This window comes from Streptomyces sp. H27-D2, assembly GCF_035828615.1.
In the GTDB taxonomy this organism is placed as follows: Bacteria; Actinomycetota; Actinomycetes; order Streptomycetales; family Streptomycetaceae; genus Streptomyces.
Genome location: NZ_JAYMZR010000014.1, coordinates 40379 through 54852, shown reverse-complemented (window position 1 = coordinate 54852; position 14474 = coordinate 40379). Strand labels below are relative to the sequence as shown.

Genomic DNA, 14474 nt, shown 5'->3' with positions numbered 1-14474 from the left:
GTGACATGACGGTGAGACCTCAACCAAGCTTCAGGTCAAGGAGGCCCAACAGGCACCCAGAGCTGGACCTGTTCATCCGCACGTGACGGTGCACGTCACCGAGTACACAGACACTGCGGCAGGCTGGGCCATCGCGCTGTCGCGTCGGTCAGGCGAGTGCTGCCGCCAGCAGTGCGGCGGTCTTGGCGACGAGCGGCTCGTCCGCCGGCGCGTCCGCGTCGTGTTGGGTGGAGAGGACGGCCAACACGATGGGTGTCCGGTCCGGCGTCCAGGCGACGCCGACGTCGTTGGTGGTGCCGTATTCGCCGGTGCCGGTCTTGTCCGCGAGGGTCCAGCCCTGGGGAAGGCCGGCGCGGAAGCGAGCCCCGCTGGTGGTGTTGGCGAGCAGCCATGCGGTCAGTTGCTGCCGGTCCCGGGGCGTGAGGGCATTGCCGAGTGTGAGCTTCGCGTAGGTCCGCGCGATAGCGGCCGGGCTCGTGATGTCTGTCGCGCGCCATGGTTCGGCCGAGTTCAGCTGGGGCTCCCACCGGTCGAGCCGGGTCGTCTCGTCCCCGATCGACCGGCAGAAGCGGGTGACGGCCGTAGGGCCGCCGAGTTCGCGGAGCAGGAGGTTCGCCGCGGTGTTGTCGCTGTAGGCGATGGCGGCCCCGCACAGCTCAGCGACGGTCATGCCGTCGGCGAGGTGCTCGGGCGTGCCCGTGATGGGGGCGTAGCCCGAGTCCGCGACATCCTTTTCGGTGTACCGGATGCGCTTGGCGAGGACCTCGCCGTGCCGGTCGAGGTCTCTCAGGACGGCAGCGGCGGCGACCGTCTTGAACACCGAGCAGATCGGGAACGACTCCTTTGCGCGGTGCAGCACGCTCCGGCCCGTGACCGTGTTGTACGCGAACACGCCGAGCCGGGCGGAATGCTCTTTCTCAAGATTGCTCAGCGCCCGGGAGATGCGGTCTCCCACACCCGGCGATGCCGCATAGGCCACCCCGTCCGTGGACACCGCGGCGGTCAGCGCCGCCCCGGCGCCGAGGGCGAGCACCGCGCGGCGGCTCGGGCGCGTTCCGGAGGTCTCCACGATTGCTTTCTCCTCTGACCGGTGAACGGTGTCCGCAGAACAAGACACCTCACGAGCCCCTCCGGTTCCGCTTGCATGCCATTTGCCGCGGCTGGACCCGAAATATCTCCGCCGCTGTGACGTGCCGGCGCGACGGGAACCGGTGCCGCTCACAGGATCTTTCTGGCCAGCCGCTCACCACCCCGGTATCGTCCGATCTCCTGACCGCCATACCGGCACGCCGCCCGCTCAGAGAGCGATGTTCATGACCAGCCAGCATGCAACGACCCTGTGGCGCCCGACCGGTCCCAAGGAGCTGGATCTGGTCCGGGAGCTGAAGTGGCGTGCATGGCCGCCCCGCTTGCCTGAACAGCCGATCTTCTACCCGGTCCTGAACGAGGAATACGCGATCAAGATCGCGAGGGACTGGAACGTCAAGTACGACGGGGCCGGATTCGTCACCCGCTTCGAGGTCGAGTCCGAGTTCCTGACTCGTTACCCCATCCAGCAGGCCGGCGGACAGACGATCCTTGAGCTGTGGGTTCCGGCCGAAGAACTCGATGATTTCAATGCCCACATCATCGGCGAGATCCGAGTGGTCCACGAATTCCACCGTTTTGCAGCCACGGCCGACTGAAGAGGGCCGGATCACCGTTCACCGGGTTGAGCCCGCACCCCTTCAGCAGGCTGATCACCACGCTGCGGCGTGACGGTGCGCTCTCCCCCGCGCCTACAGGGACGGTCGCCGCCTTGGAAGCGCACCGGCTCGGCGTCATGCTCCCCACCTCGATCCATGGGCACAGCCGAGTTTCCACGGCTTCTGCCCAGCGACGCGAGGTCAGTGATGCACCGTTATCTCCATCGACAGCGCGGATATTGCACAGTGCCCGCAGCAGTCCGCCTCGCGATGCGCTGGCCGTACGGCGGTCGGGGCGGGGGCGGTCGTGTGCCGGCCGACCGGCCGGTAGCTGCTCCCGCCCGGCCGACGGCGGCACACATACGCTGTCATGGGTTCCATGCGTATACCCGGACGGGATCGAAGTGAAGTTCGCACGGTCCCATGCAGTCCGCGACAAGCGTTGCCAGGCGGGAGCCGCACAGGCACGCCCGGTTGGGGCCGTGCGCGCCGGTTGGTCCGCAACAGCCCCCATTGTTGTCGCCCTGCACGAACGGCTGCAGGCCAGGCGCATCCCCGGGGTGGATGACGATGGTGTTGCGGGGACCCGCCGACACCTGCTGATGCCCGTCGACCATCAGCAGGGCACGCCCGGACTGGCGCGTCGGCCTCTCCGCATCCCCGTCCGGGACGAAAGGCGACCCCCAGGGCTCCGGGTCGACCGCATGGTGTCCACGCGGCACGGTGGAACCCGCACGTCCTGTCCTCTCGTCCCTGCCGCTGTCCGGGTCCGCGACTTCCGGGACGGCGGCCAGGGCAACAAGATCGGGAGTAAGCGCGGCACCGCACTTCGAGCAGTAGAAGAGGGTCACGAGGTCGATTCTCCACCGGATCGCACGGAGCGGCCGCCGGAGCCGACCTCGACCTGGCACTTGCCGAAGCGCATCGGGAAGCCCTGCCGCTCCTGGGTGGGGGAATCGTGGTACTCATCTGCCCGGCGTTCTTCCCTGCGACGGATGAGGAGCTGCTGGTGCCGGCGGATGATGACGTCCTCTTCGAAGATCGTTAATGGTGGAGCCGGGCATCAGGGTCCGCATCAGCCCTCTCCAACTCCTGCGGCCGGCCCACCCCGGCGGCCGTCTCGGGGTCGCTGAGCGCAGCGATCGGCCCGCGTGCCACCAGCTCCCCTGTGCCTGTCGTCGCCCTTCTCGCTCGGCTATGTGAAGTCCGCATATGCAAGGTGCGTTGCGCAGGACCGGCACCTGAAGAGGTAGGCCGTGGGCTGGCCGTCCTTGTCCAGAGCACTGAGGTGACGTTCCACCTCATCCACGCCCCAGCCCCACCCGTCGGCCTCGCTCCGCAATGCCTCCCGAGCGTCAGGAAACTCGCTCAGCTCAGCGGCCCCCACCGCCCCCAGGAACGCAGCACCGTCGCCGCAGTGAAAGAACCACCGAGGATCCTGCCACGCGGAAAAACCCGGTGTATTCGCGGCCACGGTCAGAACGACCGCGACCTGCACTTCGTCACCGACAGGGTCGCCCATGAAGTGCGCCTCATATCGCTCGGCCGCGCTGCCGTCCGCGATACACCACGGGCACAGCCGCCCCCGGAGTTCCTCGACCGCGTAGACCGGGCCCGTGTAGAGGTACCCCCGCGATCGCCCGCAGCAGACGCACACCCTGCTGGACGCAACCACCGATCCAGTGGCCAGCGGATCTGGATGGTACGGAAAGACCGGAAGCAGTTCGCTCACGCCAGCGACCGTAGCAATCATTCGCCGGCGACCGTGCCGACCGGCTCCAGCACCTGAGGTCTCAGGAGCGGCTGGATGCGCTCGTGGACGAGGTTGGTAAATCTTGAGCGACTGCTTCGCACCCGGCGACGAACGGACGCCTGAGCGTTTCCTCGCCGTCGTCGGCATCGCTGCCGCTCATCCGGCCGCCGTCTCCACCGGATCACGGCAGGACAGGCTGGTCGTGGGGTATGCGACACCGGCCGATCATAGGTACACGGAGGCGCTGAGTGCCTTGTGCGGGCGCTTGCCGCCGGGTGAGTGACACGCAACCAGCGCCAAGGGTACGGAAGTTATGTGTGAGGCGATTGAACGGAAGGGACGTGTTACTCGTACGTAGGGCCACACACGCACCGCACCGGCCGGAGTGCACCTCCGGTCCGGGGACAGGAGCCCTACGTGTCACGCAAAAGGACCCTCAGCCGCAAGAAGAAGCTCGCCCTGCTTGCGGGAGCCGTCGCACTCGCCGGCGGAACGGCGGCCGTACTGGCCGGGACCAGTCAGGCATCGCAGTCCCCACCGGCGGACCAGAGTTCGTCGGTCGCCTGTACAGGGCTGGCGACGGCCGTGAGTAACAACGAGGAGTTCATCGCCGGGCAGCGAGCGAACCCGGATGCCCAGTCGGAGGCCCGGATCGCCAACCGGGAGGACGTCATCGCGGAGATCCGGCGTAAACAGGCCGCCTCCGGGTGCGGGGACGAGGCGGGCGCCGAGGACGAGGCCGCACCGCCGGCCGAGGACCCTGCTGACAGCGCATCGCCCGGTGAAGAAGCCGGTGGCGAGGACCAGGCGGCCGGCGAGGTCGTCTGTGCCGGGTCGACCGTGACGCTCTCCGGCGAAGGCGGCGCACCGGCCGCGTCCAGCAGCGAGTTCCCCGTCGGCACCCAGCTCAAGGTGACCAACCTCGACAACGACAAGGCCACCACGGTGAAGGTCGTCTCGGCCTCCGGCAGCTGCGCCCTGTTGAACAACGCGGCATTCGAGCAGGTCCGCGAACCGGGCAAGTTCCTGATCCGCAACGCCCGCATCGAGCGCATGGGCTGACCACGGCAGCACGAATGCGGGCCGTCGTGAGGGCGGCCGGCGGCCCGCATTCAGGACCGGGCGGGCACCGGTCCGAGCGCTGCCTCGGCCTGCGCGAGCACCTCGTTGAGCCGCAGCCCGAACCGTACGTCGCGGGGGTGCGCCCCCGTACGCGCCGAGTCGGTCAGCGCGTCCACCGTGGCCCCGAACACACCCAGCGCGTCGCCACCCCCTGAGACAGGCCAGCCGCCCCTGGTGAGGTCGGCGTGCTGCTGGGGCGACCGGGCTGCGTCCCGAGGCGCTGGCCCATGCCGCCGAGCGGCTGCGATGGCAGCGAATCGGAGATCTCTGGCAACTCAAGCGGCACTACTCCGCAGCCAACGCCGACGGCGACCCTTCGTGCGATCACCTCTTCATCAGCGCCTCGACGCTGATCAGTCGGTAGTGCGCGCACCGGCATGAGGTGACCGAGGCGTTCACCGCGGAGTGATCGGCCTCCCCGAAGTCGGCGAGGTCCTAGCGGCCGGGTGTGTCGACCGTCGAGTCCGCGTCGCAGACAGGGTGCCTCCGCCAGGCCGAGGGCTCCGGTGGCGAGCATGCCGAGCACGGGTCGGGGGCCAAGGGGCGCGCCCCTCCCGCCGTGGTGGAGGAACGTCGGACTTCCGTGATCCTCCGGCGGGGCCGGGGCGTTCAGGCCGCCCAGGGCGGTGTGACGCGCGAGCCGTCGTCGAAGACCGCTTCGAGCCCGACGCCGGTGGTGACCCAGGCCGCGGCCGGGCTCTCGCCGGGGGTGTCGAGCCGCAGCGAGCTGCTTGCGGGGGCGATCAGGACATCGCCGGTCACGAGGTCAGAGGAATGCCCGTCGACAGTGGCGCGGAAGGTGCCGGCCAGGACCCAGAAGACCTCTTCGCGGGTGATGCGGTGCGCGACACCGGTCACTCCGCCGGGCATGTCCAGCCGCCAGGCGCACAGCTCCCGGCTGCCGGACGCGGAGCCGGCGTAGGAGGTGAAATGAGCCCCGTGCAGGGTGTGGACGACGGCGTCGGCAGCGCGGACAACGGGCATGAGAACCTCCGATATAGTCAAGTAGTTTGTCTATATAGTCAAGCGGCTTGACTATGCATGTCAAGCTTTTCCCGTGGACAGCCAAGAAGCCCTGACCCTCAGCTCCCTCATCCTCGCCACCGCGGGCGGACTCGTCGACCGGATCAACACCGGCGTCGCCGCGCGCGGATTCGACGACGTCCGCCCCGCGCACGGCTTCGCCTTCACACGGATCGCCGGGGGCGGCGCGACGGCCGGCGAGCTGGCCGAGCACCTGGGCGTGACCAAGCAGGCCGCGAGCCAACTCGTCGACGAACTCGTACGCAAGGAGTACGTCGAGCGCCGACCCCATCCGGACGACGCGCGGGCCCGGTTGGTGGTGCTGACCGAACGCGGTCGGGCCTGCACCCGGGCCGCCGAGGACGCCGCGGCGGAAGCGATCGCCCCCTGGCGCGACGCGCTCGGCGAGCAGCGGCTGCGCGCGCTGCGGGAGGATCTCGCCCGGATCGCACCGAACGGACGGCTACGGCCCACCTGGTGAGGCGCGGGCCACAGGCCCCAATGTCTACGGTCCGATACGGAGAAGCTCCGTCGGGACGTAGAAACTGCTCGAACCGGGTAGTTTCACCCTCTCCTCGCGTGACAGTTCAATCTCCTCAAGAGCTTCGCGGCACAACACTCGCTGACACGTCTATAGAAATAGACCCGTAGCGCGCTGCGCGTGCTCGACCTCGCCTCGCGCCGGCACCGGTGGGACGAGCTGGGCTACCACCCGCCGTTCGCCCAGGACTACCTCCGGCAGTACCGAGAAATGGTCGAGGCGTTCGATCCGGCGACCGCCGAGCACCGGCGCGATACCTTCCCGGACTCAGACGCGGCCGCGCTGGCCTCGTGTGTACAGCACCGCGTCCTGAGCTCGCTGCCGCACTGGGAGGGCTGCGTCTTGTGCAACGACTGATCCCGCGCCCCGACGTAGCCATTTTGCGGTCCGCGTTCCACGGCTGCCCGGTGGCCACTGGGAGCTGCTACCGGTATCAGTGACGGGGCCCGCCGGAGACGGCGCTCGTCCTCGCGGGGCTCTACGCGCGACTGAGGCCGGATGCAGGCGAGCAGCGCGGCCACCTGGGCCGACAGCGTTGCGCTGAGCGGCGAACGCCCCCGCCGCCGCCCGGCCCGGCGGCGCATCTCGTCGGATCGAAGGTAGTCGACTCTCCCGCCCCCGATCCTTGGAACGTGGGTGTGGTGCCGTACGGGACCTCACTGGCTACGATGAGGTGTGCTTTCAGTGGTGGTGGCGCCGTGGCGGCAAGTTCCGGTGGTGTTGCGCAATGCGGACGTCGCGCATGATGCGGCGAGCACCATGAAGGTGGCGGTGCTGGCGGCGTTGTACCGCAGTCGCCTGAGCCTGGAGACGGTGGTGCCGGTGGTCAATCGGTTCGAGTCGGTGACCGGCGGCGTGTACGCGAACAGCCGTGCCGCGGACAGCGACCCGCTGCCGTGGAGTCTGTTGGGCGGTACGGCGTCGCTGCGCCGGCTCGCCGAGCGGATGGTCACCCACTCCTCGAACCTGGCGACCAATCTGTGTCTCGCGCAGGTGGGGCAGGAGGCGGTGGACCGGGTGTGGCGGCAGGCCGGGGTGACGGGCAGTTCCAGCCCGCGCGGCATCGAGGACTACGCGGGGCGCGCTGCGGGGGTCCATAACCGGGTGACCGCCCTCGACCTGGTACGGCTGCTGGAGTCGCTGGAGCCGGACGTGCTCACCCTGCTCCAGGACAACGTCCACCGTGTGGACCTCGCCACAGGGCTGCCGTCCGGCACCCGGCTGGCGGGCAAGAACGGCTGGTTCCCCGGGCTGCGGCACAGCGCCGCCGTCGTCTACCCGCACGACGCCGCCCCGTACGCACTGTGCGTCTGCTACAGCGGGCCGCTGGCCTCAGGGCACGACGTCGACGATCCCGCCGCACGGCTGCTGGCCCGTATCTCCGCGGGCGTGTGGCGCCGCCGCCATGACCTCGGCCGAGGACGACCCGTCGCGTAGAGAGTGCGGCGCCGCACGTAGGGACTGCGGCGCCGCTCCTCGGCCTCGCAGCGCGTTGAGGCCGTTCTCGTTGAGCAGGTTGATGCGGACGAAGCCCGGATATCCGTCGAGTTCGAAGAACTTGGCATCCAGCGCCAGGAACTGCCGGCGGGGCAGTCGTGGGCGCGCGAAGAGGAAGAATCCCGTCTCGATCGGCACCTGGGCGGTGAGCGCGCCGCCGGCGGTGAGCTCCGCGTGCTGCTCCCGCACGTGCTCCATGAGGTCGCCGTTGCCCTGGTCGAGCATGAGATCAGCCGCGCGATGCGCGAAGATCCGATCGCTGACCGCGACGTCGCCGTGCAAGTTGATGTGCAGCTCGGCCACCTCCTCGCGCATCCGCCGCGGAACGAGGAGGTGGGCGCAGCGGTAGCCGTGGATCGACAGATACTTGGTGGGGCAGACCATGCGCAGCGTCTGGGCGGCGGGCAGCCGCGCACTGGCCTCGCCCCGTTGCTCGTCCCACGGCATGTACTGGAACGTCCCGTCGACGAACACGAGCGAGCCGGTCGCTCGCTGCCACGCGCTGATCCTCTCCAGCACTTCGACGGGAACACGCCGTCCGGCGTACCAGACCGGGTCGGTGAGTACGAGGACGGTCCGTTCGTCCGGTAATCGGAGGTCGAACTCATCCTGGTACGCGTGGCCGCGGGCGACCGGGACAGGCTCGATGCCCATCCGTTGGAAGAGGTAGGCCAGCTTGTAGTAGACGGGCGGGATGTAGTGGATGCGCCTTCGCCCGGTCAGCGCCAGCCACACGGCGAAGGTACCCAGGACGCTGCTGGAGCCGCCGGCGGGGATGACGTTGTCCTCGGTGTAGGGCACATCGTCGTACCGGCGGTGCATCTCGGCGGTCTTGGACCGCAGCTCGGTGTCCTCGTCCAGTCCCGAGTAGCGGGTGATGTCCGCGAGGCGATGAGGTGCGGCGTCGGCGAGCTCACCCAGATATTTCTCGACGAACGGGTGTCCGCCGTTGTAGTCCGAGATGAACACCCTGCCCTTGGGCTGCTGTCGTTCGGCTTCGATCTGCTCGTGCCACTCCAGCATGCGAAACAGTGACGGTTTCACATCCCACCCCCACGTCATGGACGTCCCCTCGGTCCCAGCGGCCTCAGGCTAACTTCACGCGCAGCAGCCGACCATGGGGCCTCACAGCTGTGTGCAGGGTGAGCAGCGACGATGACCGGGGGCCGGATGGACAGCGCACTCTGGTCAGCTGGGCTTGGGTCATCTTGACGACCCGCAGCTCACCCAGACTCTCGCCGGCAGCGGAACCGTCGAGGCCGCCCTCGGCACAACAAGCGCCGTAGGTCAGCGACGGCCGTCGCACAGCTCCAGCACCAGCCCGGCCACGGTGTCCGGATGCCGCAGGGACGGGAAGTGGTCACAGTCCGCGAGCCGTACCGGCCGGCAGCCCGGGATGCTCGCGGCCATGTCCTCGTTGCACCGGATGACCTCGGGCTGGTCCTGCTCGCCCAGCGCCAGCAGGCACGGCACGTCCAGTTCGCCCAGGCGCTCGAAGGCGGGCGCCTCCGGGACCTGGTAGGGATGGCTGGTGAACCAGCCGGGGATCGCCGAGCGCAGCTGGGCGGTGGCTTCGGCATCGTCGCCGGTGCCGGCCGTCGCCCAGGTGCGCAGGCCCAGGGCGACCAGGCCGTCCATGTCACCGGCCTGGGCCAGCTCCCCGATCTCGGCCATCAATCGCGGTGATTCGAGCGCGGCGTAGCCGGTGACGCCCGGACAGAACAGGCCGAGCGCCGCGAGGCGGCCGGGGGCGTCGAGCGCGAGGCTCACCGCGGTGGCGCCGCCCATACTGGAGCCGACCAGAGCCACCCGGTCCAGCTCGAAGTGGTCGAGGACCGCGAGCAGATCCTCGACCAGTGAGTAGCGCACGGTGGGCTCGGGCGAGCGCCCGAAGCCCCGCACGTCGTAACGGATCACCCGGTGCCGCTGCGTGAGCCGCGGTGTGATCCCGTCCCAGATGCGGGAGTCACCGACCCCCGGGTGCAGCAGCACGATCGGCAAGCCGTCCCCGCCCGAGTCGTCCGCCCACGGTTCGCCGTCCTTGACCGACACCATGAGTTCCATGGCACGAGTCTGGGCGAAGCGCCCCTCGGCGCGCCAGACAGCCGACGGCCGAACAGTCCCATCGGGTGCGGCCGGAGTCGTCCGCTGGGAACTCGCGCGAGGCTGTCCTGCGGTCCCCCACCCGGACGGATACGCGCCGGACGGACGGGGTGCGGTTCCGCCTACCGGTGCGCGAGCTGCCCGCGGATAGCGCCGTCGGGGAAGCGCTTGTTGTGGACGTTCACATAGAACTTGTGCGGGTCGCGGGTGATCTCTCGCAGTTCACGGACCGTCAGTACGGTGGCGGCGTTGTGGACCGTCTGTCGGTGCTGCGCGGTGATGCAGCCCTTCGACTCACCCCGGTGGGGTGTCTTCAGGGTGATGACGATGGGCCCGGCCACCCCACGCCTGCCGGCGTGGATGTGCGCGGCGGTGGGCCGGGCGATCTTCCGCACCTGCAGCGAGTAGCACAGGCTCCCGTGCCTGATCTGGAACCAGAACTCGCCGCGTCCATCGCGGTCGCCCGGCCCGGGCACCTCCTGCCGGCCATCCAGGTGGGCGCGGCCGCTGGCGCGGCTCGGAGCACTGCTGCCGACGTGGTCGGTGTCCGCCGCGGTGGCGGATGCGGCCAGGCCCGTGAGGGCGGTGGCGCAGCCAACGGCAGCGACCATCATGCTGGTCAGAACACGCATAAGGACTCATTTCTGTGCCGGGCGCATGGGGGCAGCCGGGTCCCGGCTGCCCCGCTCCCTGAGGGAGCTTCGCCGGTTCCACACAAAGCGACCCGCGAGGATCTCTCAACATTTGCGGGGCTGGACGGGTATTCGCCGGGCGTCGTCTGCGTACGTCCACGGGCGAGGCCAGACTCTGAACAAACAACACATTATTACGCAAAGCGATGCATCATGTAGGGGCAGGATATTCGTCTGCCAGCTGGAGGACTGATCCCCATGGCCAAGTTCATGGACATCCATCGAGGAATGAAAGACATCACGGCCGAGCAGCTCAAGGAGGCGCACAACGCCGACCTCGCGATCGAAAGCCAAGAAAACGTGCACTTCGAACGTGCCTGGGCCGACCCCGGCTCCGGCGACGTCTTCTGCCTCTCAGAAGCCCCCTCGGCGGAAGCCGTACAGCGCATCCACGAGCGCGCCGGCCATGCGGCGGACGAGATCCACCCCGTACCGCTCACCGTGTGACACGGTTTCCCGAAGCAGCCCGGATGTCGAACCCGGCGTTTCCCGCGCGACGGCAACAGCGCGGCACTCCCCCTCGGCCATCCGTGTCCGTTCACGGACCCGCGGAAGGCCGTCCACGTGCGGTGACCGGGAGACGAGCCGGCTCCCGGTCTCTGGTGTCAGCCGGGGCGAATGGCGAGCAGCGCGCAGACGTAGAGGCTCGCTGCGCCCAGAAGGACGGCGAGCATGGCGCGGGCCAGGCGTCGGCGGAGGTCCTCGTATCGGGCGGCGTAGTCGGCGTGCAGTTCGTGGCAACGGTCGGCGATGCGTTGCAGCGTGCTGCGGGCCAGAGCGAGGCGTTCCTCGGTGTAGAGGCGGACGACCTCCTCGTGCTGGTCCCCGGTGAGCCAGGGCAGGCGCCGCGCGAAGGCTTCGGCCTCGGCTCGCGCGGTGCGGTTCTCGGCCTGGCAGAGCAGATAGCCCTCCAGCCGTGCGATGCCCGAGGCTGCCTCCTGGTCGCTGTGCACGGCGCCTGCGGCCTCAGCCCTTGTCCTCGTGCTCCGACAGCGGATCGGCCCAGCCCTTGCCGGCGTCGACCATGTCCCGGCGACCGCTGTTCTCGGCTCGGTCCAGCGCTGCGATGTCCGGATGGTGCAGATCGAAGGCCGGGCATTCCGAGCGGATCCGCGGGAGGCTGAGGAAGTTGTGCCGTGGCGGAGGACATGGGGTCGCCCACTCGAGCGAGCGGCCGTAGCCCCAGGGGTCGTCGACTTCGACCTTCGGCGCGTACTTGGCCGTCACCCACGTGTTGTAGAGGAACGGCAGGGTGGACAACCCGAGCAGGAACGCGCCGATGGACGACAGGGTGTTCAGGGCGGTGAAGCCGTCGGTCGACAGGTAGTCGGCGTAGCGGCGGGGCATCCCTTCGGCGCCGAGCCAGTGCTGAACGAGGAACGTCGTGTGGAAGCCGACGAAGAGCACCCAGAAGTGAATTTTCCCGAGACGCTCGTCGAGCATTTTCCCGGTGAACTTGGGCCACCAGAAGTAGAACCCGCCGAACATCGCGAAGACCACGGTGCCGAAGACGACGTAGTGGAAATGAGCGACCACGAAATAGCTGTCACTGACGTGGAAGTCCATCGGCGGAGAGGCCAGCAGGACACCGGTCAGGCCGCCGAAGAGGAAGGTGACCAAAAACCCGATGCTCCACAGCATCGGGGTTTCGAAGGAGAGCGACCCCTTCCACATCGTGCCGATCCAGTTGAAGAATTTCACGCCGGTGGGCACCGCGATGAGGAAGGACAACATGGAGAAGAACGGCAGCAGAACGGCGCCGGTGACGAACATATGGTGGGCCCACACCACGATCGACAAGCCGGTGATCGTAATGGTGGCGCCGATCAAGCCGATGTATCCGAATGCCGGCTTGCGGCTGAACACCGGGATGATCTCCGTGATGATGCCGAAGAACGGCAGAGCGATGATGTAGACCTCGGGATGCCCGAAGAACCAGAACAGGTGTTGCCACAGCAAGGCGCCACCGTTGGCCGGGTCATAGATATGCGCGCCGAACTTGCGGTCCGCCTCCAAAGCGAGCAGCGCTGCGGCGAGCACCGGGAAGGCGAAGATCACCAGCACGCTGGTGAGCAGAATATTCCAGGTGAAGATCGGCATCCGGAACATCGTCATACCCGGTGCGCGCATGCAGATGATCGTGGTGATGAAGTTGACCGCGCCGAGGATCGTGCCGAAGCCGGAGAACGCCAGACCCATGATCCACATATCGCCGCCGATGCCGGGGCTGTGCAGCCCGCCCGACAAGGGCGTGTAGGCGAACCAGCCGAACGAGGCGGCGCCGTCGGGGGTGAGGAAGGCGGCCACGGAGATGAGCGCACCGAAGAGGTAGAGCCAGTAGGCGAAAATGTTCAGCCGCGGAAACGCCACGTCGGGAGCGCCGATCTGCAGCGGCATGATGGCGTTGGCGAAGCCCGCGAACAGGGGCGTCGCGAAGAAGAGCATCATGATCGTGCCATGCATCGTGAAGAGCTGGTTGTACTGCTCACTGGAGAGGATCTGCAGGCCCGGGCGGGCCAGTTCCGCCCGCATGATCAGCGCCAGCAGCCCTCCGAAGAGGAAGAACACGAACGAGGTGACCATGTAGAGGGAGCCGATCTGCTTGTGATCGGTGGTGGTCATCCACCCCACCACGGCGGCTCCGGGTGATGGTTCACGCTCGATGGTCTCTGTTCGCGGCTCAGTTGCTACCGCCATGGCCCCGCCCTTTCGGTCCGTCCGCGTCGACGCCCCACCGGCGCCGCCGGACCGGTTCCCACGTTCGGGCAGGTCCGACGCCGTACCGACGGCGTCGGCTTCCAGACGTTGATAGCGCAAAGAACCCAGGTCGGGCGGGTGTTGACCCGATCGTGGGCGTGGCGGGACGCGGCTTGGCGGGGCGCGCATGCGAACGAGGCCGTCGAGCCTCCGCCCGCGCTGGACCGGGGACGGCGGCAGTCGCCCGTCCCGCACGCGAACGGGAGCAGCTCGGGCAAGTTGCGCCGCGAGCGCCGATCTGACGGCCCCCGCCAGTAGGGGCTGCGCCGGCCCTCCCCTACGCGGTGTACGGGTTACTGATCGTGTGACGGCGCTGGGCCGTGGCCAGCACCTTCTGCGGGAAACGGGGCCCAGCAAGGTAGTGCCGGCCTCTGGTCTGGCCGACGGCGGTCAGCAGCTGAGCCCGGGTCAGCGCCTGCAGATCCCGGGTCGCCTGCTGGGTGTTGATCGCCTCGGCTTTCTCGTAGCGGGAACGGCGCACCCTGCCGGCCATTGCCACCTCGTGCAGGGCCGTCACCTGCCGCTCTGTGATCCCGTAGCTGTCAGCCTCGTCCATGAGCTGCGTCCAGCAGTCGTTGGAGCGGTCGACGCGGTGTTGCACGCGTTGGGTCTGCTGGTGGTAGGCGAGAAGGTTGAACTTGATCCACGGCAGCGTGTCGCGCTGCGGCGACCAGACGGACCCCCCGACCTCACGCAGCACCTTGTAGTACTCCCAGGTGTTGCCCGGCATACCCAGCCATTCCTCGATCGACGGAAACTCGGGAGCCAGGACCCAGCCCCGGGCGATCAGAAGCGTCTGCAACGAGCGGGACATGCGGCCGTTGCCGTCGGACCAGGGGCGGACCTTCACCAGGTTCAGGTGGGCCATCGCGGCGCGGATCAGGACATGGCTGTCGAGGTCGCCGTCATTACTCGGGGTGAGGGGTTTCGGGGCGCGGGCGCGGGGCCGCCCGGCGGGGACCGGCTCCGCGGGCGTGGGGCCGGTGCGGCGTATGCGCCGGCCGGACACCGCACTGGCCGCTACCGGATGTGGTCGACCGGTCGACCCCGGCACCGCCTGTGTACTGCCACTCCTCGCCACAGCGCTCCATCAGCGCGAGGTGCGCCTCGGCTTTCGCGGACCTGGGACTCCACACCAGCCAGACCACGCCGATACCCGCGTCGAGGTCGACGTCCCCCGACACCACGGTCAGCCAGCGACAAGGAAGCCAACCGGGCTGCGGTGCCGCGAGGAACGGCCCGCCGGCATCCCCCGGTGCGCGGCACCGCCCGCCGACACAGCCGCCTGCGGGCTGAAGCGG

Annotated in this window: 16 protein-coding genes; 6 read left to right on the top strand and 10 right to left on the bottom strand. The window is 68.6% G+C overall.

Features of this window, described 5'->3' with window-relative positions:
* Positions 1-148 precede the first annotated feature (148 nt).
* Entirely contained in the window at positions 149-1069 is a 921-nt protein-coding gene (gene bla, locus QMK28_RS08470; RefSeq protein WP_326436408.1) for a class A beta-lactamase, read from the bottom strand.
* Between the two features lie 238 nt (positions 1070-1307).
* Here bla and QMK28_RS08465 point away from each other — a divergent pair, with 238 nt between their 5' ends.
* A complete protein-coding gene (locus QMK28_RS08465) occupies positions 1308-1685 on the top strand; it encodes a hypothetical protein (RefSeq protein ID WP_326436407.1) in 378 nt (125 codons plus the stop codon).
* Positions 1686-2880: 1195 nt separating this feature from the next.
* Here QMK28_RS08465 and QMK28_RS08460 read toward each other — a convergent pair.
* Positions 2881-3417 carry a CbrC family protein gene (locus tag QMK28_RS08460; RefSeq protein ID WP_326436406.1) on the bottom strand — a complete coding sequence of 179 codons (537 nt, stop codon included), beginning with the start codon at positions 3415-3417 and terminating at the stop codon, positions 2881-2883.
* A gap of 438 nt (positions 3418-3855) precedes the next feature.
* Between QMK28_RS08460 and QMK28_RS08455 the strand changes: the two genes are divergently transcribed.
* Complete coding sequence (locus QMK28_RS08455) at positions 3856-4500, top strand: hypothetical protein (RefSeq protein WP_326436405.1); 645 nt, start codon at positions 3856-3858, stop codon at positions 4498-4500.
* Between the two features lie 50 nt (positions 4501-4550).
* Here QMK28_RS08455 and QMK28_RS08450 read toward each other — a convergent pair whose 3' ends face one another.
* A complete protein-coding gene (locus QMK28_RS08450; RefSeq protein ID WP_443050584.1) occupies positions 4551-4691 on the bottom strand; it encodes a hypothetical protein in 141 nt (46 codons plus the stop codon).
* A gap of 478 nt (positions 4692-5169) precedes the next feature.
* The gene (locus QMK28_RS08445) at positions 5170-5544 is read right to left on the bottom strand and encodes a cupin domain-containing protein (protein WP_326436404.1); all 375 of its coding nucleotides are present in this window, start codon (positions 5542-5544) and stop codon (positions 5170-5172) included.
* A gap of 73 nt (positions 5545-5617) precedes the next feature.
* On the opposite strand from QMK28_RS08445, the gene QMK28_RS08440 reads away from it, so the two are divergent.
* From QMK28_RS08440 to QMK28_RS08430, 3 genes are all read left to right on the top strand, one after another.
* Positions 5618-6064, top strand: a complete 447-nt coding sequence (locus QMK28_RS08440; RefSeq protein WP_326436403.1) for a MarR family winged helix-turn-helix transcriptional regulator — start codon at positions 5618-5620, stop codon at positions 6062-6064.
* Positions 6065-6244: 180 nt separating this feature from the next.
* Positions 6245-6481 carry a hypothetical protein gene (locus QMK28_RS08435; RefSeq protein WP_326436402.1) on the top strand — a complete coding sequence of 79 codons (237 nt, stop codon included), beginning with the start codon at positions 6245-6247 and terminating at the stop codon, positions 6479-6481.
* Positions 6482-6841: 360 nt separating this feature from the next.
* Positions 6842-7561: a serine hydrolase gene (locus tag QMK28_RS08430; RefSeq protein WP_326436401.1), complete on the top strand. Its 720-nt coding sequence runs from the start codon at positions 6842-6844 to the stop codon at positions 7559-7561.
* Here QMK28_RS08430 and QMK28_RS08425 read toward each other — a convergent pair.
* From QMK28_RS08425 to QMK28_RS08415, 3 genes are all read right to left on the bottom strand, one after another.
* Positions 7457-8644 (bottom strand): aminotransferase class I/II-fold pyridoxal phosphate-dependent enzyme, encoded by a 1188-nt coding sequence (locus tag QMK28_RS08425; protein ID WP_326436400.1) that lies wholly within the window; start codon positions 8642-8644, stop codon positions 7457-7459. The two genes, QMK28_RS08430 and QMK28_RS08425, sit on opposite strands and share 105 nt — an antisense overlap.
* A 264-nt stretch (positions 8645-8908) precedes the next feature.
* On the bottom strand, positions 8909-9685 hold the full coding sequence (locus QMK28_RS08420; protein ID WP_326436399.1) for an alpha/beta fold hydrolase: 777 nt from the start codon (positions 9683-9685) through the stop codon (positions 8909-8911).
* A gap of 161 nt (positions 9686-9846) precedes the next feature.
* Positions 9847-10356, bottom strand: coding sequence for a CHRD domain-containing protein (locus tag QMK28_RS08415; protein ID WP_326436398.1), 510 nt, complete (start codon positions 10354-10356; stop codon positions 9847-9849).
* A 258-nt stretch (positions 10357-10614) separates the two neighbouring features.
* On the opposite strand from QMK28_RS08415, the gene QMK28_RS08410 reads away from it, so the two are divergent.
* A complete protein-coding gene (locus QMK28_RS08410; RefSeq protein WP_326436397.1) occupies positions 10615-10863 on the top strand; it encodes an SCO4226 family nickel-binding protein in 249 nt (82 codons plus the stop codon).
* A 158-nt stretch (positions 10864-11021) separates the two neighbouring features.
* Here the strand turns inward: QMK28_RS08410 and QMK28_RS08405 are convergent, their stop codons facing one another.
* The 3 genes from QMK28_RS08405 to QMK28_RS08395 all read right to left on the bottom strand — a co-directional run bounded on the left by QMK28_RS08405 (position 11022) and on the right by QMK28_RS08395 (position 14182).
* On the bottom strand, positions 11022-11369 hold the full coding sequence (locus QMK28_RS08405) for a hypothetical protein (protein ID WP_326436396.1): 348 nt from the start codon (positions 11367-11369) through the stop codon (positions 11022-11024).
* A gap of 13 nt (positions 11370-11382) precedes the next feature.
* Positions 11383-13113, bottom strand: a complete 1731-nt coding sequence (gene ctaD / locus QMK28_RS08400; RefSeq protein WP_326436450.1) for an aa3-type cytochrome oxidase subunit I — start codon at positions 13111-13113, stop codon at positions 11383-11385.
* A 337-nt stretch (positions 13114-13450) separates the two neighbouring features.
* On the bottom strand, positions 13451-14182 hold the full coding sequence (locus QMK28_RS08395; protein WP_326436395.1) for a Fic family protein: 732 nt from the start codon (positions 14180-14182) through the stop codon (positions 13451-13453).
* Positions 14183-14474: the final 292 nt, after the last annotated feature.